Genomic DNA, 18,399 nt, shown 5'->3' with positions numbered 1-18,399 from the left:
TACGGACACTGACCAGACAGAAGGCAGACCGAGAAAAGACAAAAATATGCACGTGAAATGCACGTGCACTTTAAAAGAACCCCAGATTTCACGGTCTGGGGTTTTTCTATTTGTAACTAAGGGTAACAACCCCCCCTTCCCCTTTCACGCCCCGCTCGCCTTGACACTGTTTATTTTTACAGTAAAAATACTGTATACAACCACAGTGGTTTTCCGGAGGCTTTTATGTTCGTTGAACTGGTATATGACAAACGCAATGTAGAGGGGCTCGAAGGGGCCAGAGAGATTATCCTCGCAGAGCTGACGAAACGAGTGCACCAGATTTTCCCTGATGCCGAAGTGAGGGTGAAGCCGATGCAGGCGAACGGCCTGAATAGCGATGCAAGTAAAAACGATCGGGAAAAGCTGAACCGCATGCTGGAGGAAATGTTTGATGAATCCGACATGTGGCTGACGTCTGAATTTCCATCAGTAAGACAGGTTGGTCTGTAACATAGCGCTGGCAACCACTATAAAATCTAACGGTTGCCAGCCGTGAATTTACTAACTTTTCACAGGTAAAGTAGGCCAGGTTATATCCGGCGCAGTTGATGTATCGATAGCCTCAAGCGCGTCGAGATAATCCAGCCATTCGTTATACTGCTCCAGTTCGTCACCTTTCAGACGCCCGATTGCGGCTTTTCCAGGCCACTGCCGGCTGTTGATGTATTCGTTCGCCTGGTCAATTAGCATCTGCTTCTGCTCATCGGCAGCAGCAACTTCCTGCTCCTTTGTTAACGGAGGCGCATCCACCCATTCAGGCTGACCAGACAGCGAGGCGCCTATCACCTTTCCAGTAGGCCAGCCCACGCTTGTGAACTCTTGATAGACATCATCTGAAACGATAACGACGTCTTCTGGGATAACTTCGTTTACGCCTTCCACGTAAAAACCAAGAGCTGTCGGGGAAAAATATTGAGTCATGTTAGTAACCTATCGTTAGCCAGCGAACGCCCTGAGTAGATCCAGATCCACCGTTAGAGTTCGAAATAGCTATTGTTGAGTTGTTTACAGGGGAACAGCCAACGCCATATTCCGCTGTTAACGAGATTGCACTGCCCTTAACGGCAAGGGTAAACAGGCAGGCGTTGTCATATGTGACCGGCAATGTCACGTTAGTTGTGGACTGCCGCGCAGCATCCACTACCCCCCATTGAATGAGGCATTTTTTTTGCGCGCCGCTGATGATTAATGGGATGGAAATATTACCGGTGGTGGACAGAACGCCAGTGCATACCCCGGCGAGGAGAATATTACTCAGGCCCAGATTTGTGACTATCGCGTTTTTAAACTTGGTCACAAGTCCGGTCACATCGCCGTTATCCAGAGCATCTACACCAGAGTTCGCGATAAACTGCCCCACAAGAGCCGCAATCGTCGTTGACTGCCGAAGCGCTTTATTTACTTGCGCGCTTGAAGCCGTACCAGCTGTGAAGCCAGTCAGCAGCGCCGGTAAGGCCTCCCAGTCGGTTTGTGACGTTACGTTAGCGCCCGTTGCAGCTGAAAAAGATTTAAAGTTATTTGTTGCCATTAGAGTGTCATCCCCCATGCTCCGACATCGAATCCGCCTATATAGTCGTTATCCATGTCAAATCCAAAAAATTTGCTCCCCTCGGACGGTGTTTCTACCGAAGGCGTTTCAACATCACCGGCCCACACACCAGCAGCTTTTACAGTGAGATAGCCCTGTTTGATAGCGGCTATCAGTTCCAGCGACACATCTGAAATATCAGTCTCAGGGAACACCCAGACCGAAATCGTCATGTCCTGGTTGTCGACGATTTGCATCTTCAGGCCAGAGCCAGCAGTAGCAGCGTCAAGAATGGGCGGCAGGGAGTCGTTGCGGCCGTCCCAGTTGTTAATAGCGATTTTCGCCTTAAGAATAATGCGGTAAGTGTCATCGCTCAGGGACGTATAGCCGTTGTCGGGGTCGTAAGGCCCCTGCCAGACGCCCTGGTCAAAGCCAAGTCCGTTTGTATCAAAGCTGAAATACACACCGCTTATGGGCTGGCTAACTGTACGGCTACGCCCGATCCAGAGCCCGAGTGTATCGAGCTGAACGCCTACCGCTGTATCGATGTCAAACGCGCTCACCAGCCCCCGGATGGCTGATGTAATATCAATCAGCGGACGGGTGCTCAGGTCGATGTGATCAAAGTATTTAGGTCTGGTGGCGTGGTAGTTGGTGATTAAATCTGTGTATTTACTCATGACGTCACCGTAATCGCGATGTTAGCTGGCACGCATGATGCTGATTCGTTAAAGGCAATATTGATGTTCGCTGCGGCAACACCCCCGGCTGATTTGCCAATCAGCAGCTCCTGAATGTCGTAATAACGCGCACTGCCGCCGCTCACCACACCGAGGTTAGCCGGGGAATAAATACGGCTCAGCAACACCGAATCGCCGATTTTCAGGCTGTTAATATAGTCCGCAACAGCCTGCTGGATCTGTACGCCGATTTGAGATGTATATCCGGTAAAGGCTTTAAGCGTGATTTGTCCATAAATCGGGACATCAGTCGACCGTGAAAAGCTGATCACATGCGGGTTGCCGTAGGTATCCGGTACAGTAACTGAGGTCGTCCCATATGTTGCCGTTCCCTGCCCTTTATTCCCCCTGATGGTCTGGGCTATCTCGGTAACATCCCCACCATCGACGATGGCGGAAATTGAGTGTGGCGGCAGCCCATTGCTGTCGGTTGCTCCCGTATCGTTCTCATACAGCTTGTGGCGTGTCACGCCAGCAACATTAGCGATTGCACCGTCTACACCTTCAAACGGAGTGATCGATGGCAGCGCGACACTCTGCCCCTGCCTGATGCGCAGCTCTGCGTCGGTTTCAGCAGGAGCGCCTACGGTGGCCGCCGCCGGATTGGTTACCGATGCCCAGCCACGGGTCGGCGTGTTGATAGTGGTAATCGTCCCGGCCAGCGCCGCGACTGCGCCGCTGTTTGAGCAGGTGGCAGTAGCCGTCACCGTACCGTCCACACCAATGACTACAGAGGCAGGAAGACGCCAAATCACGTTATTGGTGTCTTTCACGGTACCGTTCGTGATGGTTGTCCCTGCGGTGCCGGTGAGCAGCAGATCCACGGTGGAATTCGTCGCCCCTTTGCGCGCGATACCGTTAATTTTCACGTTACTGGTCAGCGCTGCGCCGTAACCCGTAGCAGGTGAGAAGCAGTTGTAAACGGTGATGGCCGTGTTATTGGCATCGTGAATAGCCAGCGCCACCAGCGCCACCATCTGGCCGTCTTTGCTGTCCGGCTCCAGATAAGCGTCACTGCCATAAATCTGCTGGAAATAGCTCGTCAGGGTATCGAGTATCGCCTGGTAATCAGGCGCGCTGATCCCCTCAGCGGTTACCGTTGCCGATAAGCCGAGTGTGTCCAAATTGAGGGCCATTTATGCCTCGCTGGTTACTGTCGTTGTTCCGTAGATAGTGTCGATTTCAGCGAAGAACTGGACGCGGCGCGTCGTCGTGTTCACTGTCGTATTGAAAGAGAGAATGGATTTAACGCCCCGCGTTTCGAGGATGCGCTTACGAATCGCCAGGTTGTAGGTTTCGGGCTTCTGCTTACCGAGTACGGACTGAATCCACGGAGTTCCCTCTGTGGTATCGAGAAACCATTGCCCGTACCACAATTCGAATCGCGTTTTAACAGCCTGCGCCACGGCCTCTGGTGAGTTAATCAGCCAGGTATCATCACCGCTGCCAAAGGTGTAATCGCCATCGGCATCTTCACGTCTGTATCGCATCAGTTCACCTTGTCTGTGTTGCTGGTGCCGCTCTGTACGCCGCCGTGAGTGTGCGTATCGTCGACAGTTTTACCGTTAGCTTTAACGCTGCCAATAAACTCAACAGCGCCGATGATTTTGGATGCAACGCCTGAGACAACAGAACCCACCATGCCCCCCATCCAGGACAGGAGGCCGTGAATAGTGACTTTCTCCGAGAAGTCGGCCAGGGGAGTAATAACCTCCAGCCCACCCGGGGCCACAATTTTAATTTTCTGGGTTGAGGGGTTGAGCTCAAAATAAGTGCTTCCGTCGTCGCTGCGGAGCTGCGCGGCCCCCGTGCTGATACCGCTTATTTTCTGCGCCTGCGACTGCGGCCCGACGATACAGAACGCATCCGATAAATCATGCACCCGGTCGTCGACAGGCTCCTGTACCCCGCCGTTCTGCCACCAGAAATCGATGCAGCGATCGGCAAAAATCACCAGGCATTCATCGCCGGCTTTCACCGGGAACGTTAACGTGCAGCCGCCGCCACGCGGAAATATCACCGGCACATCCACCAGTAGCGGGTAATTTTTGGTAACGCGGTTCCCGTCGTTATCCGTTTCAACCGAACGGATAGCAGGCTGCACAACCGCCGTAACCGCGTCAGGGTCGAATGACTGAACGATGCCTGGCATGGCGACGCGGATCTGGTTCTTTGTTGTGTCCCGCTCAGATTTGAATGTTTCAGCAAGGTCGCCGCTGCGGGTCTGGTCAGATACTGCCATTTTGTAGGCTCCAGAAAGCAAAAAACCCGCCGGGTGGCGGGTTATGAGGTCGAAGGTATGACGGCTATTTTACGCTGACATTGACACCAAGTTCTTTGGACATTTCCCTAGCCATAGTCTTTCGTTTTTCCATAGGTGTTGTATCAATTACATTAACGATACATTTCGCATCAGTGGCTGCGCACAATTTATAATCATCAGTTAATCTTGTAATCATTTTAGTAAATAAAAGAAAAGTGTTAGCGTCTGATTTAGGGTCTTTAATATCCTTCAGCATCGCCATTGAATCTTTATACATAACTTCAGATGCTGTATTTACATATTCATCTGTTTGCAGACAACCACGAAGAACAGGGTCACCTAATACTGAGCCATCACCTATACAGGCGTAACTGACTTTATCGCCCTTATTCAAATCAATCGCAAGTTTCTCGTTTTCTTTAGTGAAGTATAAAGAAACGCCCTTAATCCCCACATTAGTTTTTAGCTCTACTGCTGGAACATCGCCCATGGTGGATCTAATTTTTTCGACAGTCCCAGAAACGACAATGGGTTTACCCTTATAGTCTCTGTCCCCCCTCGCTTCATTTGCATCATAATCCTCTGCAATCTTTTCCGCGGAAACAATCACCGTTTCATAAGAAAACATATGGGCGTCAGAATGGATGAATTGTTTAAGGTCATATTTAAAAAGGTTCTTAAGCATGACTTTTTCGCTATCACTAAACGTTATGTTTTTAACAGCTGAAATAGCAGCAAAAGGAACAGAGCATAAAAATAGAGCGATAATAACTTTTTTCATAATTGGTCACTCACCCTTGATTTGTGAACATGGGTAGGAGCCAATTATCTTGGGAGCATTCATGCTATTTTGAAGCAATTGTACATTGAGGAACGATTTCCCCTCACGCTTCACAAATTCGAAACCGTAATTATTACCGTCACGTGCAGGCATCAGCCCCATATCCGTTTTAACGTTATCCCAATCGTCTTTCTTACCGAGAAACTTGATTTTTTGAGATGTAACTTGCTCGCCGTTGATTTTCGTCCAGCCGTTATCAGCTGCATGAAGTCGGTATCCGCCGCATTGTAAATCAGCGAAAGCCGCAGAGCAGGAGAACAGTAACGAAATTGTCAGAAATAACTTCATACGCTTCATGAATATATCCTTTGCTGCGCTGAGGACGAGAGTAAATCCGCCGCGCCACGCGCTTCGCACATCATATCCATGTACCACGCCTGGCCCCTTGTGTCGCCAGTGTACATAATCCCGCGCACAATATAAACGCCATCTGTTGCAATGCTGGCAGGCTGCGCTGTGGTGCCGCTGAGCGTGATATTTCCGTCCATGTTCTGGTCGGTGATCTGCCCACCAGCCATCGCGATATCGTTGTTTGACAGCGCGGTGCGATACACGGAAGCTTGATCCAACTGAATGAGCCCGTTAACCCGAATGTTAGGGTTAATCAGCGCGCGGACGTTTACGCCGTTGCCGATGGTCTGCTGTGGCATACCGATAAGCCCGGTGGCGCTGTTCAGCACTATCGCGTCGTGAACATACTCGTTATTCGCCACCATCTGACGCTGACCGTCCACGAACTGCCATGTTGCGCCACATTGTCCGGCCACGTTATCCATAAGATGCCGTGTCATACCGAACAGTACCCGCCCCCGGGGGAATACGGTAACAGGCATTTCAGGGGTCAGGCCTTCGGTTGCGCCTTTGGCCTCGAAGTCTTTCATCAGCGCGCGGTTCACATCTGCGACCGTATAACCGGCCGCCAGTGTCTGCGAGGTTATGCTGGTGGCAAAAGCCAGATCCGTATCGGCTGCCTGAATCAGGACGTAGGAATCAATAGGACTGTCTTTACCAGTGACCGAGTAGCGAATTTCCCCGCTGAAAATCAGACCATAGTTCCGGCCATCACTCTGGCCCACGTCCGCCGCGTCGACTTCCCGCACGGTCCCGACATCGCTTGCCGACACCTCCGGCGCGATACCGTCGTATCCGGCAATCAGCCGCACTTTCGAAAATTCCTGCCCGGTGATGCGGTTTACCGTATCAGCTGACAGGTTGTAGATTTTGAACGTACCCACCCGTGACGCGCTGCTGATGTTGAACCAGTCGATCGTAAAGGTCACTTTAAAATCGCTGAGCTCGATACCCTGCCCGTTCTCGTCCACGAGCTGCAGCTCGAAATGTCTCATCCAGTTCTGCGACATGCTTACTCCGTTGATACCAGTAAATGACTGCGACCGCCCAGGTCGGTTTTAGTCGGATAATCCTGTGTGCTGTCGTCACAGACCACCACCAGCTTAAAGCCGAGCCCCATATAGGCGTACTGCGCCAGCAGGTCAGCGCCCGTGACGAGAGGAATACCGGAGATAACCGGCTCCCCTCTGTCGTTCTGCAGATCCAAAATCCAGTACAGATCGCGCCAGGTGATACTAATCCGCCAGGTGGTACCTGCCAGGATGATGCTGAATTGCTGGTTATCCGCTGTCAGCGGGATTTCCTGAATTGCCATTAGCCGAGCCCCAGTAATGACGCCGCGCTACCCGTGATGCTTTTCAGCAGCGAGGTATTTGGCGGTTTTGTGGTTTTGTTGCCGGTATTCAGTACCGCCGACGTGCTGGCACCGTCCTTCATGTGGGTTTTATCCGCGACGGTGATCTGCTGAGTCTGTGAGATAAGAACCTCCCTCAGAGTGAGGACGGCAGACAGGACGTTTTCGGTTGTCTTGTCTGTCGTCACTTCCAGCGCGCGGATTAGCATGTTGCTGTACAGCCGTTTGCCAGTTACCACATCGAAAGGGATACGGCTCGCCTGCAGGTCGAGTATCTCCTGATACGTCTGCTGTGGGCTCAGCCCGAGCAGGCTGGTAGCCGTCAGGTTACTGGCAAAATCCAGCAACGATCCGCCACCAGCGAAACCGACCTCCATCACCACTTCAGACGGTTTTTTGTAGGCATGGTCGGCGATCGCAGCCCCAACCTCGACAGGGTGCTCGGTTATCTCCAGCGTGTCAGTGTGCTTCTCAGAAACAACCACGCTGGGGACAATCATCCCTATTTTTCGGGTCTGCTGTTGAAAGAGAGTTGAGAGAATATCCATTAGCCCACCTTCGTTTGATTACCGCGCATGACCTGGGCGTTTGCCGACTGCTGCCGACGCTCGACCTCGGTACCGACAGAACGCGGGTCACCACCACCGTAGATGTGATAGGTGTTTTGTTGCTGCACCTGAGCCCCGGGCGCGGGCATGTTGCTTAACACCTTCGGAATGTAATTGCGGGTTTCCTGAGGCATAAGGGCCATCCCGTGCTTCTGCACGTTCCCGATCCCCCAGTTGTATGAGGCCAGCGCCTTGCTCAGGTCACCGCCGTTCGCCTTCAGCAGCTGTGAGAGATACTTTGCGGCTGCCTGCGCCGCCTTCTCCGGGTCGAAAACATCATTCCCGCGCAGCCCCATGTCGCGCGCCGTGCCGTCCATAAACTGAAACAGGCCTTTAGCGCCAGCGCCTGAAACAGCGAACTGATTACCGCCCGATTCCGTGATTGCCACACTGCGCAGCAAACCTTCCGGAAGCCGATAGAGCTGCTCCAGGTTGGTTAGCATCGGCTGCATCCAACCCAGCAGTTCAGAACCCGCTTTGGTTGGCTGTGGCCGCTTGACTGACTGGCCGAGCTGTTCAGCTTCATCATCACCAAACCAGCCGCGCACCGTTTGGCCCACGCTGCGAGGATCGAATCCCCAGTGCTCTTTAATCCAGTCGGCGGTACCGTTGGCGCTGTCAGTAACCATCGGCATCGCTGACGGATTTTCGCTGCCCTGATTGAGCATCTGTTTGCCGATGCTGGCGGCATCAGCCCAGCGGCCATCTTTAATGGCGTTGAGCAGGTCGGCGATCATATTCAGCATTTTGCTGAACTCGCCCATCTGGTCGATGAAGTTGCTGAAATCCCACTTCAGGGACCATGATTTGGGGTCAATATTGAGCAGCTTCGCCAGCGCTTTCGCCAGGTCGTTAACGGTCGTTTTAAGGTCACGAACCATCTTCAGCGCGGCGTCGACTTCCGGTTTCCACTTGCCCCAGTTGATAAGGCTGTCACCGCCCTCCTTCCAGGTCTGATAGTCCTCCCACAGAAGGGCAATCCCCGCCGCCAGCGCTGTAATGAGGCCAATAGGCGACATCCAGAACGTGCTATTCAGAATGCGCAGCGCAATAGTCAGTGCGCCAAACAGCGAGATCAGCTCCCGCGTTTGCTTATCCAGCGATTGCCACCAGTTGATAAGGCTGGATGTCCCCTCAATAAGCCGGAAGAATAGCCGCCCGATAATATCCCCGAGCGCCAGAATGCCTTTTATGGCTTTCGTCAGGGTCTGCTCGATGCGCGGGAAGTTATCGAGGATGTGGCGGCGCAGCGTGTCCAGCGAACCCGCCAGGCCACCAGCAAGATTAGAGCCGATTTTGTCACGGGCCATGCCTGCCATCGCGCCGAACTCGCGCAGGGAGGTCATGAATTTGTTGGAGCTTCTGGCCGCCTCGTCAGCATTGAAGCCGATAGCCTTCGCCATTGCGCTGTACTGCCCGGAGAAACCGCCTACACCCCGGCGCATCGCCATGAGGGTGTTTTCGTCAATCCCCAGCATCTGCGCATATTGGTTAGCCCGGTAATACGGCATGCTGCTGAGCTTCTGGCCGACGCCAGTAAAGATAGCGGCCATGTCGCGCATGTTACCGCTGGCGTCACGGGTCTGTACGCCCAGCCGATTCAGGAAGCCTTCCGCGCCGGGATTGTTACGAACAAACCGGGAGAGGCTTTCCAGAGAGGAGCGCGCCGCGTCCACGCTGCCGCCCACCTGCGAAACCGCATAGCCAATAGACTGAATCCCCTGAACCGTCGCGCCGGTGCGCTGTGACGCCCAGTAGAGGTTATCGAGCCCGGAGGCGATCTTAGCCGTAAAGGCCACCACGGTAAGCGCGGCACCTTCGACGGCCAGCCCCATTTTGATGGCGTTTGCGGTCGTGCCTGCCAGGACTGAATCGAACTTTTCCGCGCCTGCTTCGTCGATATCGAAACCGAGCGAGACAAGGAAATCTTTAATAGTCTCAGCGTTCATTATCCTCTCTCCATTTCTCTATACGGCGCTGGTTGTCAGCCTTAACGGCCAGGTGGTCATTCATCAGCGCGATATCGCACAGATCGACTGATCCATCCTTCAGCGCGTAATAAGGGATTAACCCGGCATCAACCGGGTCAAGGAGATAAGACAGCCCATCTGGCAGGCTGTTGAGGGTTAACCCTGAGGCTGGCCCGGCGTCGGGCTGGTAGGGCTCACGGGCAAAAAATTTCCCAGCGAATCGGCGACCACCCGCGCCACCAGCTGCAGCATGGTTAGCAGGTCGATATCATCGAACATCAGCTGACCGCTGTTGAATACCGGTGTCCATCCGTTCATGTGTTTACGTGACACTACGGCCAGGCAAGGATGAATAATCGCGTTGGTGTCTTCTTCGGTCAGGGAAGACAGTTCCTCAGCGATACGTGGGAGCAGGGTTTCAAACACCGGTTTCAGCTGATCGAATTTCACGGTGTCGATTTTGCCATCAGCTGGCAATAGGGAGCGAATGCTCCCGAAATCTGACATCATGCCCGCCAGCACCGGCAGCAACTTACGGGTCACTTTCAGCTGGTCAAAAACGCTGAGTTTTGCCACGCGGTAATCGTGGCCTTTGATTGAGCATTCCATCTGTTAAAACTCTCCGAGAACCTGGTCGATTTTGCCGCAGTCAAATACCCAGGGCATCGTATTACCCGCTTTAGCGTTGGCGTTATCCGGCTGTTTCTGGAACGCCACGCTGCGCGCCGTGATGATGTCTCCGCTCACCTTGTTTCGGATCACAATGACGTTGTTTCCCCAGGTGCCTGAGGACTGACTCTGCGCGTTGTACGCCAGCGACAGCTTTTTGTTTGTCGGTGAGGTCTTCAGCAGGTTGACGGTTACCGTGCCGCTTTTATCCGCGTGCAGGCTGTGCATCACTTCGCCGTCAGCGCCGATGGTCATGGTATTTTTGGGGCCGCCCATTGCAACGGTGATCCCCTCCTCTGAACTGGCGGAACCGTAGCCCAGATCAATCTCGCCGGTCGGACCGGAGAGGGACGCCGTGACGTCCATAAAAGAATAAGTAGCCATTCATGTTCTCCTTAGCGAACGACGTTGATCTGCACATCAGCGAAATGAACCGCACCCGCCAGCTTACAGGCCACCTGAATAACTGGTGCCTTACGTGCTTCACGGTCTGCCTGCGCCTGCTCGGAAATCGGCTGCGCGTAGACGTAATAGCCTTTTGTCAGCGTGTCGCCGGAATCCAGCTGCCCAATCGGGCCTCCGTTCCATACGCCAGCAGCCACCAGCCCGTTCGTGACAGACTGATCCATTGATTTCTCAACGTTAGAAAGGAGGCGCGTAACACCCGCATCAGTCTGTGGGACTTTGGTTGTGCTGGTGTAGAGCAGGTTATACAGGTTGGTCTGAACGTAGTTCTGCAGCCAGTCGAGCCCGTGGCGCTCATCGAAGAAATCGCCGCTGGACATGACGCCCTGCTGCAGGATTGCCGTATCGTTTTCGTAATACACGTAGACGTTACAGTTTTTGGCATCCAGCGCCGCCGCCTGATTGGTGGTCAGGGTTTCATAGGTGATCCCCGGCTCCTGTTTGAACTTCAGGGTAATGGTGGTGTTGCTGCCGTTGAAATTCACGGTAAACGCGCGGCCAAACGCTGACAGCGCGGCGTACTTGCTGCTGGTGGAATACTGCACAAACGTGCGAGCGTATTTTGCAGCTTTCAGCTTGTAAGCCAGATCGGTTGTTGATGTCGCATCAACTGAGGCCGGGTCTGCAGTGGTAATCGCCAGAATGCGGCTGAGACTGGAAGCCTCGATCGCTGCGGCCACACTCAGCCAGTCGGCATCGTCGATGTCTTCATCGTCTGCTACGGCCAGGCCATACCAGTTCGTGTAATTCAGTACGGCGTTCACGGCCTGCAGCAGCGTTTCCGTCGAACCGCTTTCAGCCGATGCCAGCGTTTTCGCCCAGCGGCCGACATATACCTGCTGAGGCTTCGGTGATTGCGAGAAATACACCGTAGCGGCTTCATATTCCGGGCTATCAACACCGAAATCTGTGCCGATATCTTCGGGGGATGAGTAAAGGCGAATACGCTCAGTAACAGGGATAACCGTTGAGCTCCCGAGAATGAGCAGCGAACCAAAGTTTCGACCAGTAGCCGCACGCGGCCCAATGATCACGTCGACATTGACGACGTTTGATACAGGTAATCCCTGCGGCATAATTTAGTCTCCGAAAAATGAGACGGGCGCATCTTGCAGCGTCCGGACGTTATAGGTACGAATGTTTTTGCGAGAAAGCGTAATGGTAAGGTCGTATCGCCTCACCCACTGGTTGTTAATGAGCTCTGGCAGGTTGTAGATAGTCCCGGCATCCACCAGCGAAAGCCCCGAGCGGTTCAGCTCGGCGTTGTTCTGCTCGACGAATATCCCCGCGCGGAAAGTTGATGCAATGTTGGCCCCCAGAGGGCCGTAAAAGCAGCAAATCACCGTGACCTGCTCCCATGTCCATTGCTCGGACTGTTCTTCCGAAACCTGAACATCGGACTGACTTAACGGCTGGGGAACAGTAGTGATACCGAAGGCGCACCACGTCACCCCGTTGTTGGGGATCTGCGGCTGCGGGTCAGTCCATCGGGGGAAAACAAGCGCAGCCGGCAGGCCAGAAACACCACGAATCCACCGGCTGATTTCACGCTCCAGCGCCTCGTCGTATTGGGGGAGATCCCCGACAGGCGTCAGATAACCGCGCGCGGTGCTGTCGTTACTCAACTGGCGTCCCTCCGTTAAAGTCCACCAGCTCACAATGTGCCTGGACGAATCCGGCACCGTAACGGGTGTACGGGTCGACGAACGTCACGCGATAGTCGCGTCCGCTATAGGTCACGATATCTGCATCAAGTCGTGGGGAGCTGTCTGAACCGGGCTGGCCCTGGGTTAATCTGAACTGCGTCACGATGAGGATCGCGCCGCTTATGTTCTGGCCTGCTTCCATTCGCCTGGCTTCCAGGGAACGGTCAACCGTCACCACGCCAGAGAATGGAATATCCTGAGCGGTGTTTTTCGTGAAATTGTCCTCATCCACCGTCTGAACCTGCCGGTGACACACCAGACTGGTGTCCATGAAGTCGGGATCGAGAAGAACATCGCTCACATCGAGAAGAGGCATTATTTTTTCCTCACGACGTAGTTAATTGAGCGCAGCAGGTAACCGTGGGCATACAGCGGCTTGTCGCCGGGAATGCCTTCGGCGCGTCTGCGTTCGAGGGTTTTCTCAGAAAGCGGGTGCAGTCGGTCGCCAGCACCGATAACAGCTTTTGCAGCATCACGAGCAATCTGTCCGGCGCTTTCCAGCTCACGCACTGCTGCTTCAGTCTGCCCCTCCAGCGCGGCGGTTGCCGCTGCCTTCAGGTGCGCAGTGGTTCGGGGTTTTGAATCCTCGATCCCCATATCCAGAAAAGGACGCGGGGGAAGCGTGACCGTCGTACCGTCGATTTCTACCGTTGCGCCCGTCGAGTGGAGGTAGCCCAGTTCCGCGTTATTAATCGGGGAGCCATCTTCACGCCCTGCCTTGTCCTCAGGTATTCCCACCAGCACATCCATTCCGGATAGCTGCCGGAGGGATTCCAGAACAGCCACGGCGTTATCAGCACGAACCGTTAACCCGCTTTTCATAGCAGCTGCCTGCCACCAGCGCCGAACATCGACCACCACCAGTAGAACTCGCGCCCGTAGGCGGTGCTGTTCCAGAAACCGGCATCCGGATTGATTACCCCGGACACGTCATAGCTCACTGAAACCTTGTCCACTGATTTAGAGGACACGACACCTGCTGCGCCATTGCTGTTCACACCACCAGCGGCAGCGGCGGCCAGCGTGCGGCCGCGCAGCTCCGTATAGTGAGCCGTGAATAGTTCGGCCAGGTAGACGAACTGATCGCCCTGTACGTCCTGATTCAGAAGCGAATCGGCCTGCCCCAGATAGAAATTCACTGAGGGGTCAGGGTAGCGGGTTGTATCGGCAAACTCGGGAAAGTCGGTGCGGAACTGCTCGTTAGTCGGAAGCCTGCTGTTTTTTGGCATTTTTCGCGTCCCCGCCGGTGTTATCGGTTTTGTCCGTGCTGTCGGCAGGTTTACCGCCTGCTGGTGCCTGAGCGGCTGCCAGCTGCGCTTTCAGGTCTGTGTTTTCATTCCCCAGCGCGGTGATGGTTTTTTCATGCTCAGCCAGCTGCGCTTTCAGGTCTGTGTTTTCATTCCCCAGCGCGGTGATGGTTTTTTCATGCTCAGCCAGCTGCGCTTTCAGGGTGTTATTTTCTTCTGCCAGAAGAACAAGGCTCGCGGAAAGGTCTTCATTGCTCTGCTCGTTCGCCAGGTCGGCTTCGTCAATCGGGCGCGCATAGGCTTTAAAGGCCCAGTGGTCCTTAACTTCTTTCGGGAAAGAGGAACTGTCGTGGATGCCCTGAGACAGCTCAAATTTAGAACCGTCGGCAAAGCTGAGAGTCGCGCCACCGGAAACAACGTATTTCATGTTTTTGCTCCATAAAAAAAGGCGGGTTTCCCCGCCTGTTTCAGGTTAAGACGCCGGAACGTCCAGATAAGAGATCGTATTGGAATACGGGGTTTCCACCTGGCCCAGCTTGCCGTAGTAAGTGGTCAACTGCTGCAGGCCGCGATACTCCAGCGGCGTGTTCAGCAGAGGAACCATTGGGAAGCGAACGTATTTTTCGTCCTGGGTGTAAGCAACGATACGATGCGCGCCACCAGCGCCACGCTTGGAGGCCCACTTTATGGAGACGATCTCCAGTGGTGTGCCGTTTTCCTGAAACGCGATGGTGTTAATCTTCACGTATTCCAGCACGGAGATATTCCCTGCAGAGGAAACCTTTTTGCTCGCCAGCAGGCCGAACAGCTCCGGAGCCAGGCCGATTTTCGCCGGGCAGACCGCATAACCAGAACGAACCCAGCCATCAGACAGCACTAGGTTGATATCCTGAACAATCACATCCGGATCGGTGGTTGCGGTCCACGCTGCAGCGGCAGCAACAGGAGTAACATCCGGCAGGTTCAGCAGACCAGCAACGCCGAGCTCGCCATCACCGATATAAACCTGTTCGTCGGTGTCCATGTTCCATTTCAGCTTCATGCCTTCGTATTTCTGGACATCAACCGGGCGTCCCAGTTTCTGGGCAGAAATCAGTTCCGGCACCGTCCAGCTGATTTCCTGTCCCCACAGGGTGAGATTGTTACGGGTAGGCTGAATGTCGAGTTCGATACCAGGTATGGCGGTGGCCTTTTTACCGATCCAGTTTTTACCGTTAGGGTTGGGACCTCCAACACCGACGAAATTGGTATTCGTGAAGGATGACACTTCATCAGCGATAGAAACGTCGCTGCGCAGCGGCATGTCGCGTGACCATTTGTAAGAAACCAGAGGCATGTTCAGCGTCTGATCCATGCGCTCCAGTTCGCCGATGAGAAACGCGCCGGTGGAGTCGATGGTCGCTCTGTCAAAAGTAAACATTAATTATTCCCTCAGATGTTATACGCGATTTCAATACTGCCGTCGGCTTCACCCGGCCCCATGACCTCTGCATTTGGCAGCTGAGGTGTATTTGATGCGGTGGAGTCCGGAGATAACACAAAGGAACCAACCGGACTTTGGGTGGTGCCACCAGCGACGCGAACGTAAACCGGATCGCCTTTCTTCGCGGTCGTCGCGTTGCCGGCAGTCGCCATCACGCAGATATAACCGCGTTTAAGGTTGTCGCCGACCTGATTAGCGGTCACACCGATGTAAGCCAGATCAAGAGCGGAGGTAATCGGGAACGGACGAACCAGAATCCCTTTCACTTTGCTGATGGTGTCGCCGGACTCCAGCGGAACGAATTTATCGTTCACGTATTTACCTGGCAGCCCGTAGGACGCAAACAGGTTCGAATGGTCCAGGTTTACCGGCTCGATGGTGAGATCACGAGGACGGGTAACGCCCCCGGCAATGCCCAGGGGCATGCGCGTTAAATATGCAGTACCTGCCATGATGATTTACCTTATTTATTTTTTGCCCAGAATTCGGCGTTGACCTTGTTCAGTTCTGCCGGGGAAAGGTGTTTAGTGCTGATCGCGCTGTCCGTGGTGCGTGAAAAGTTGTTCAACGGGATCAGCTGATTTTTTGCCTTATGCAGCGCCACGGCGGCAGTAAACACCGCGTCGACCGTAGCCTTAGGCGCTTTATAGAAATCATCCACTCCGAACGATTTCAGGCTGTCACCGGTGCGCATTGCATGACTCAGCACCTGACGCTTCAGGCTCTTATCGCCAGCAGGCTGGAAGCCAGGGCAGATAATTTCCGCATCGGCGATCAGGTTGCGCTTAAAGGCTGCATCAGCCGTCACTTTGCGGTTTTCTTCTTCGTCTTCGTCGGTGGTCATGTTGCCCGGGTCCGGATCGACGTCGGTGGTTTTACCCTCCAGCTTTTCCAGACGAGCCAGCAGCGCTTTCGCCCAGGCCGGAATTTCTTCATCGCCGGTGCCGGTTTTGTCTTTGTTCGGATCGCCTTCGTCCGTAGTGGTGCGATTGCCTTCAGGTAAGGCTGTGGCCTGTGAAGGAATGTTGATGGTGATAGAGGAACCGGGGATTGAAGGCATGCCATCAGACGGCATATCCGGCGCTTCGTCGATGAGTTTTGCCAGCGCATCCTCATCTTTCGTCTTAATGGCCTGAGCCAGTTTTTTAAGCCATGACATTACAGGCTTCTCCTTTGTTGTTGATGGGATGGAATCCCCGATTGCACAGCGTCCACCAGCACGCCCCCGGTCGATGCCGACAGCGAGGTGGTTACCTGTGATTTGGTATTGCTTGCCTTTGCCAGGTGCCAGCTGCTTGTACTGCGCGTCATAGCCACAGCTGACATCGGTCAGGCCAGAATTCACCGCGTCGATTGCTTCCTGGCGTTTAATCAGCACATCAGCAATGAGCAGATCCGATTTATCACCGGTGCCGCGCCGGACGTTCTGAATGTGTCCGTGCGCCAGTTCCGCGAAGTTAGAAGGGTTTACGAAAACAATGTTGCCCTGGCTGTCCTCTGGATGCCCCAGCGTGACGGCGACGCCCTCAAAGCTCGCCATCGTCTCCGGGGAAAACACCTCGTCTTCTGTTCGCCAGACTGTCACCGTACCGGTGCCATCCGGTTCGAGGTCGATTTCCTCAGGTAGATAGACCTGCGTCCCTGTGCGAGCGATCGGCACGTCTTTACACAGTAGAGAGCCGTCCGCCTGCAGATAGCGAGTTTCGCCCAGGCGTGTAGTGAAGAAATAGCGCATCGTGTGCTGCACTGTGTCGATATCTCCTGTCTTAGTTGATGCTTCCTGTTGCTTCCTCCACGCAGCAAGAATCGCTTCGGGCTTGTTTTTGAACAGCCGGTCAACCTCAACCCTGGCTTGCTCCCGTGCAGTTCCTTTGCTTAAACCTTCCGCTGCGATGATTTTTTTTGTCAGACGTTCAGTAAGCTCTTTATGAAAGGATTTTTTGTCTACCTCACTCATTCCCTGATTAAGGGTTTGGGCTTTTTTCCGCTGCGATTCCTCATGAAGAAATTTTCGATCATCAAGGTCGCGCCGCTGCTGTTTGGTTTGTTCCGCTTTATAGCGATCAAGGTCGCGGTTAATGTTTTTTGTTCGGTTGGGGATGGAAAGCTCGCCGTGGTCCAGACGTCTTTCAAAAGAGTTAGTAGGGGAAGAATTCCCAGATTCAGTTTTTTGGGATTTGTTAATCTCGTCGATTTTTTGGCCGTTGAATTTCCCTCCCATCCCTCCTTTTATTTCCCCGCCGCTGCCAACCAAAACAGGAGCTCCTGTGCTGTCTCTTCCGTTGGGGTGTACGGTTATCCATTTGTCCGCATCGCCGAAATTAATACGTATCATTTAACGGTCTCCGTCAGACAAAAAGGCCGCCCAGTGGCGACCTTGTGAGATAGGAAAAATGTTCGAAATAACAGGCTATTTAACATAAGGGTTCTTACCCGCACCTACGAAAATGAACTCGATTAAAATGTCCCCTTAAAGCCGTAAAAGTAACGATTAACTGGGCTGAAAATCGGTCTTTCCGAATACAACATTTTCATAACATTTCGCGGGTATTGCAGTTCGCATGAAATGATTGCTCAAAGCCGTATTTTTCATTTTCTCGGTGCAGGAATCTGTACTTCAGGCCAGCATTGGCAGTTCGGCAAACATCCGGCGTGTCCGGTCATACCGTCCAGCGTCGGCGGGTTATCCCAGCGCACAAATTTATCTTTCATCTTGCGGTGAGAATCGCGCGTTCCGGCTCCCTCGATACGCCACCAGTAGCCCTCTGATCCAACCGAAAGGGCTCTGGCTTGCGTCAGCGCGCCGGTAGCTCGTCCAATCTCTGTACGGGCAATCAGCTTCGCCCTGCTGGCGGCCACGTCACCGGAGGCCATGATCATCTCGTAGAGCTCGTCCGGACGTTCGCCAGTGATAACCGCCTGCATTGCGCGCTGTTGTATGTCCATCACGCGATCGGCTGCTTCTAGCGGCAGGGACTTCATCAGTTGAATCTGGCGGTACACGATATCCTGCGCCACCTGCCCGACGGGGGTATTACCCACCACATCGCGCAGGCCAGCGCCGATTTCCTCTGCTACCGATTTCCACTGATTCCATTCCTCCTGCTCGACCTGGACAAACATCCTTCGCCC

Annotated in this window: 26 protein-coding genes; 1 reads left to right on the top strand and 25 read right to left on the bottom strand. The window is 53.8% G+C overall.

The window, feature by feature from the left end; translation table 11 throughout:
* Positions 1–225: 225 nt before the first annotated feature.
* Positions 226–492: a DinI family protein gene (locus tag AB6V08_RS15335; RefSeq protein ID WP_368543693.1), complete on the top strand. Its 267-nt coding sequence runs from the start codon at positions 226–228 to the stop codon at positions 490–492.
* Between the two features lie 51 nt (positions 493–543).
* On the opposite strand, the gene AB6V08_RS15330 is transcribed toward AB6V08_RS15335, so the two are convergent.
* From AB6V08_RS15330 to AB6V08_RS15210, 25 genes are all read right to left on the bottom strand, one after another.
* Positions 544–963, bottom strand: coding sequence for a tail fiber assembly protein (locus AB6V08_RS15330; RefSeq protein ID WP_368543692.1), 420 nt, complete (start codon positions 961–963; stop codon positions 544–546).
* Between the two features lies 1 nt (position 964).
* Positions 965–1,570: a gp53-like domain-containing protein gene (locus tag AB6V08_RS15325; RefSeq protein WP_368543691.1), complete on the bottom strand. Its 606-nt coding sequence runs from the start codon at positions 1,568–1,570 to the stop codon at positions 965–967.
* Positions 1,570–2,250: a DUF2612 domain-containing protein gene (locus AB6V08_RS15320; RefSeq protein WP_368543690.1), complete on the bottom strand. Its 681-nt coding sequence runs from the start codon at positions 2,248–2,250 to the stop codon at positions 1,570–1,572. The genes AB6V08_RS15325 and AB6V08_RS15320 overlap by 1 nt, the downstream gene beginning before the upstream one ends.
* Positions 2,247–3,446 carry a baseplate J/gp47 family protein gene (locus tag AB6V08_RS15315; protein WP_368543689.1) on the bottom strand — a complete coding sequence of 400 codons (1,200 nt, stop codon included), beginning with the start codon at positions 3,444–3,446 and terminating at the stop codon, positions 2,247–2,249. Before AB6V08_RS15315 ends, AB6V08_RS15320 begins: the two co-directional genes overlap by 4 nt.
* Complete coding sequence (locus AB6V08_RS15310; protein ID WP_023325694.1) at positions 3,447–3,800, bottom strand: hypothetical protein; 354 nt, start codon at positions 3,798–3,800, stop codon at positions 3,447–3,449. It lies immediately after the preceding gene.
* The gene (locus AB6V08_RS15305) at positions 3,800–4,552 is read right to left on the bottom strand and encodes a Gp138 family membrane-puncturing spike protein (RefSeq protein ID WP_368543688.1); all 753 of its coding nucleotides are present in this window, start codon (positions 4,550–4,552) and stop codon (positions 3,800–3,802) included. Before AB6V08_RS15305 ends, AB6V08_RS15310 begins: the two co-directional genes overlap by 1 nt.
* A 64-nt stretch (positions 4,553–4,616) precedes the next feature.
* Complete coding sequence (locus AB6V08_RS15300; RefSeq protein WP_368543687.1) at positions 4,617–5,354, bottom strand: OB-fold protein; 738 nt, start codon at positions 5,352–5,354, stop codon at positions 4,617–4,619.
* A 6-nt stretch (positions 5,355–5,360) separates the two neighbouring features.
* The gene (locus AB6V08_RS15295) at positions 5,361–5,711 is read right to left on the bottom strand and encodes a hypothetical protein (protein WP_045354447.1); all 351 of its coding nucleotides are present in this window, start codon (positions 5,709–5,711) and stop codon (positions 5,361–5,363) included.
* On the bottom strand, positions 5,708–6,775 hold the full coding sequence (locus AB6V08_RS15290; protein WP_368543686.1) for a hypothetical protein: 1,068 nt from the start codon (positions 6,773–6,775) through the stop codon (positions 5,708–5,710). The genes AB6V08_RS15295 and AB6V08_RS15290 overlap by 4 nt, the downstream gene beginning before the upstream one ends.
* Positions 6,776–6,777: 2 nt before the next feature.
* Positions 6,778–7,080, bottom strand: coding sequence for a phage baseplate plug family protein (locus tag AB6V08_RS15285; protein WP_141114530.1), 303 nt, complete (start codon positions 7,078–7,080; stop codon positions 6,778–6,780).
* Positions 7,080–7,667, bottom strand: coding sequence for a phage baseplate protein (locus AB6V08_RS15280; RefSeq protein WP_368543685.1), 588 nt, complete (start codon positions 7,665–7,667; stop codon positions 7,080–7,082). The genes AB6V08_RS15285 and AB6V08_RS15280 overlap by 1 nt, the downstream gene beginning before the upstream one ends.
* Positions 7,667–9,676: a transglycosylase SLT domain-containing protein gene (locus tag AB6V08_RS15275; protein WP_368543684.1), complete on the bottom strand. Its 2,010-nt coding sequence runs from the start codon at positions 9,674–9,676 to the stop codon at positions 7,667–7,669. The genes AB6V08_RS15280 and AB6V08_RS15275 overlap by 1 nt, the downstream gene beginning before the upstream one ends.
* Entirely contained in the window at positions 9,666–9,830 is a 165-nt protein-coding gene (locus tag AB6V08_RS15270; RefSeq protein WP_023229521.1) for a DUF6889 family protein, read from the bottom strand. The genes AB6V08_RS15275 and AB6V08_RS15270 overlap by 11 nt, the downstream gene beginning before the upstream one ends.
* Positions 9,831–9,853: 23 nt before the next feature.
* Positions 9,854–10,306 carry a phage tail assembly chaperone gene (locus tag AB6V08_RS15265; protein ID WP_368543683.1) on the bottom strand — a complete coding sequence of 151 codons (453 nt, stop codon included), beginning with the start codon at positions 10,304–10,306 and terminating at the stop codon, positions 9,854–9,856.
* A gap of 3 nt (positions 10,307–10,309) precedes the next feature.
* Complete coding sequence (locus AB6V08_RS15260) at positions 10,310–10,750, bottom strand: DUF3277 family protein (RefSeq protein WP_000257260.1); 441 nt, start codon at positions 10,748–10,750, stop codon at positions 10,310–10,312.
* An 11-nt stretch (positions 10,751–10,761) separates the two neighbouring features.
* On the bottom strand, positions 10,762–11,907 hold the full coding sequence (locus AB6V08_RS15255; protein WP_368543682.1) for a DUF3383 family protein: 1,146 nt from the start codon (positions 11,905–11,907) through the stop codon (positions 10,762–10,764).
* Positions 11,908–11,910: 3 nt separating this feature from the next.
* On the bottom strand, positions 11,911–12,456 hold the full coding sequence (locus tag AB6V08_RS15250; protein ID WP_032666023.1) for a phage neck terminator protein: 546 nt from the start codon (positions 12,454–12,456) through the stop codon (positions 11,911–11,913).
* The gene (locus AB6V08_RS15245) at positions 12,449–12,853 is read right to left on the bottom strand and encodes a hypothetical protein (protein WP_032666025.1); all 405 of its coding nucleotides are present in this window, start codon (positions 12,851–12,853) and stop codon (positions 12,449–12,451) included. Before AB6V08_RS15245 ends, AB6V08_RS15250 begins: the two co-directional genes overlap by 8 nt.
* A complete protein-coding gene (locus AB6V08_RS15240) occupies positions 12,853–13,359 on the bottom strand; it encodes a hypothetical protein (RefSeq protein WP_023150226.1) in 507 nt (168 codons plus the stop codon). Before AB6V08_RS15240 ends, AB6V08_RS15245 begins: the two co-directional genes overlap by 1 nt.
* The gene (locus AB6V08_RS15235) at positions 13,356–13,766 is read right to left on the bottom strand and encodes a DUF4054 domain-containing protein (RefSeq protein ID WP_059387058.1); all 411 of its coding nucleotides are present in this window, start codon (positions 13,764–13,766) and stop codon (positions 13,356–13,358) included. The genes AB6V08_RS15240 and AB6V08_RS15235 overlap by 4 nt, the downstream gene beginning before the upstream one ends.
* Positions 13,738–14,211 (bottom strand): STY1053 family phage-associated protein, encoded by a 474-nt coding sequence (locus AB6V08_RS15230; protein ID WP_368543681.1) that lies wholly within the window; start codon positions 14,209–14,211, stop codon positions 13,738–13,740. The genes AB6V08_RS15235 and AB6V08_RS15230 overlap by 29 nt, the downstream gene beginning before the upstream one ends.
* 45 nt (positions 14,212–14,256) lie before the next feature.
* Positions 14,257–15,204, bottom strand: coding sequence for a DUF2184 domain-containing protein (locus AB6V08_RS15225; protein WP_368543680.1), 948 nt, complete (start codon positions 15,202–15,204; stop codon positions 14,257–14,259).
* Between the two features lie 11 nt (positions 15,205–15,215).
* Complete coding sequence (locus AB6V08_RS15220) at positions 15,216–15,719, bottom strand: structural cement protein Gp24 (RefSeq protein WP_368543679.1); 504 nt, start codon at positions 15,717–15,719, stop codon at positions 15,216–15,218.
* An 11-nt stretch (positions 15,720–15,730) separates the two neighbouring features.
* Entirely contained in the window at positions 15,731–17,602 is a 1,872-nt protein-coding gene (locus AB6V08_RS15215; protein ID WP_368543678.1) for a DUF2213 domain-containing protein, read from the bottom strand.
* Between the two features lie 254 nt (positions 17,603–17,856).
* Positions 17,857–18,390 (bottom strand): phage head morphogenesis protein, encoded by a 534-nt coding sequence (locus AB6V08_RS15210; protein ID WP_368543717.1) that lies wholly within the window; start codon positions 18,388–18,390, stop codon positions 17,857–17,859.
* Between the last annotated feature and the right edge of the window lie 9 nt (positions 18,391–18,399).

This window comes from Enterobacter soli (assembly GCF_964208575.1).
GTDB lineage: Bacteria > Pseudomonadota > Gammaproteobacteria > Enterobacterales > Enterobacteriaceae > Enterobacter > Enterobacter soli_A.
Note: the sequence above shows the minus strand (reverse complement) of the source record. Positions and strands in the feature narration are given on the sequence as shown.

Excerpts from the sequence above, each read along its gene's own strand:
- AB6V08_RS15335 (WP_368543693.1), top strand. The coding sequence starts at position 226 with ATGTTCGTTGAACTGGTATATGACAAACGCAATGTAGAGGGGCTCGAA.
- AB6V08_RS15330 (WP_368543692.1), bottom strand. The coding sequence starts at position 963 with ATGACTCAATATTTTTCCCCGACAGCTCTTGGTTTTTACGTGGAAGGC.
- AB6V08_RS15325 (WP_368543691.1), bottom strand. The coding sequence starts at position 1,570 with ATGGCAACAAATAACTTTAAATCTTTTTCAGCTGCAACGGGCGCTAAC.
- AB6V08_RS15320 (WP_368543690.1), bottom strand. The coding sequence starts at position 2,250 with ATGAGTAAATACACAGATTTAATCACCAACTACCACGCCACCAGACCT.
- AB6V08_RS15315 (WP_368543689.1), bottom strand. The coding sequence starts at position 3,446 with ATGGCCCTCAATTTGGACACACTCGGCTTATCGGCAACGGTAACCGCT.
- AB6V08_RS15310 (WP_023325694.1), bottom strand. The coding sequence starts at position 3,800 with ATGCGATACAGACGTGAAGATGCCGATGGCGATTACACCTTTGGCAGC.
- AB6V08_RS15305 (WP_368543688.1), bottom strand. The coding sequence starts at position 4,552 with ATGGCAGTATCTGACCAGACCCGCAGCGGCGACCTTGCTGAAACATTC.
- AB6V08_RS15300 (WP_368543687.1), bottom strand. The coding sequence starts at position 5,354 with ATGAAAAAAGTTATTATCGCTCTATTTTTATGCTCTGTTCCTTTTGCT.
- AB6V08_RS15295 (WP_045354447.1), bottom strand. The coding sequence starts at position 5,711 with ATGAAGCGTATGAAGTTATTTCTGACAATTTCGTTACTGTTCTCCTGC.
- AB6V08_RS15290 (WP_368543686.1), bottom strand. The coding sequence starts at position 6,775 with ATGTCGCAGAACTGGATGAGACATTTCGAGCTGCAGCTCGTGGACGAG.
- AB6V08_RS15285 (WP_141114530.1), bottom strand. The coding sequence starts at position 7,080 with ATGGCAATTCAGGAAATCCCGCTGACAGCGGATAACCAGCAATTCAGC.
- AB6V08_RS15280 (WP_368543685.1), bottom strand. The coding sequence starts at position 7,667 with ATGGATATTCTCTCAACTCTCTTTCAACAGCAGACCCGAAAAATAGGG.
- AB6V08_RS15275 (WP_368543684.1), bottom strand. The coding sequence starts at position 9,676 with ATGAACGCTGAGACTATTAAAGATTTCCTTGTCTCGCTCGGTTTCGAT.
- AB6V08_RS15265 (WP_368543683.1), bottom strand. The coding sequence starts at position 10,306 with ATGGAATGCTCAATCAAAGGCCACGATTACCGCGTGGCAAAACTCAGC.
- AB6V08_RS15260 (WP_000257260.1), bottom strand. The coding sequence starts at position 10,750 with ATGGCTACTTATTCTTTTATGGACGTCACGGCGTCCCTCTCCGGTCCG.
- AB6V08_RS15255 (WP_368543682.1), bottom strand. The coding sequence starts at position 11,907 with ATGCCGCAGGGATTACCTGTATCAAACGTCGTCAATGTCGACGTGATC.
- AB6V08_RS15245 (WP_032666025.1), bottom strand. The coding sequence starts at position 12,853 with ATGCCTCTTCTCGATGTGAGCGATGTTCTTCTCGATCCCGACTTCATG.
- AB6V08_RS15240 (WP_023150226.1), bottom strand. The coding sequence starts at position 13,359 with ATGAAAAGCGGGTTAACGGTTCGTGCTGATAACGCCGTGGCTGTTCTG.
- AB6V08_RS15235 (WP_059387058.1), bottom strand. The coding sequence starts at position 13,766 with ATGCCAAAAAACAGCAGGCTTCCGACTAACGAGCAGTTCCGCACCGAC.
- AB6V08_RS15230 (WP_368543681.1), bottom strand. The coding sequence starts at position 14,211 with ATGAAATACGTTGTTTCCGGTGGCGCGACTCTCAGCTTTGCCGACGGT.
- AB6V08_RS15225 (WP_368543680.1), bottom strand. The coding sequence starts at position 15,204 with ATGTTTACTTTTGACAGAGCGACCATCGACTCCACCGGCGCGTTTCTC.
- AB6V08_RS15220 (WP_368543679.1), bottom strand. The coding sequence starts at position 15,719 with ATGGCAGGTACTGCATATTTAACGCGCATGCCCCTGGGCATTGCCGGG.
- AB6V08_RS15215 (WP_368543678.1), bottom strand. The coding sequence starts at position 17,602 with ATGATACGTATTAATTTCGGCGATGCGGACAAATGGATAACCGTACAC.
- AB6V08_RS15210 (WP_368543717.1), bottom strand. The coding sequence starts at position 18,390 with ATGTTTGTCCAGGTCGAGCAGGAGGAATGGAATCAGTGGAAATCGGTA.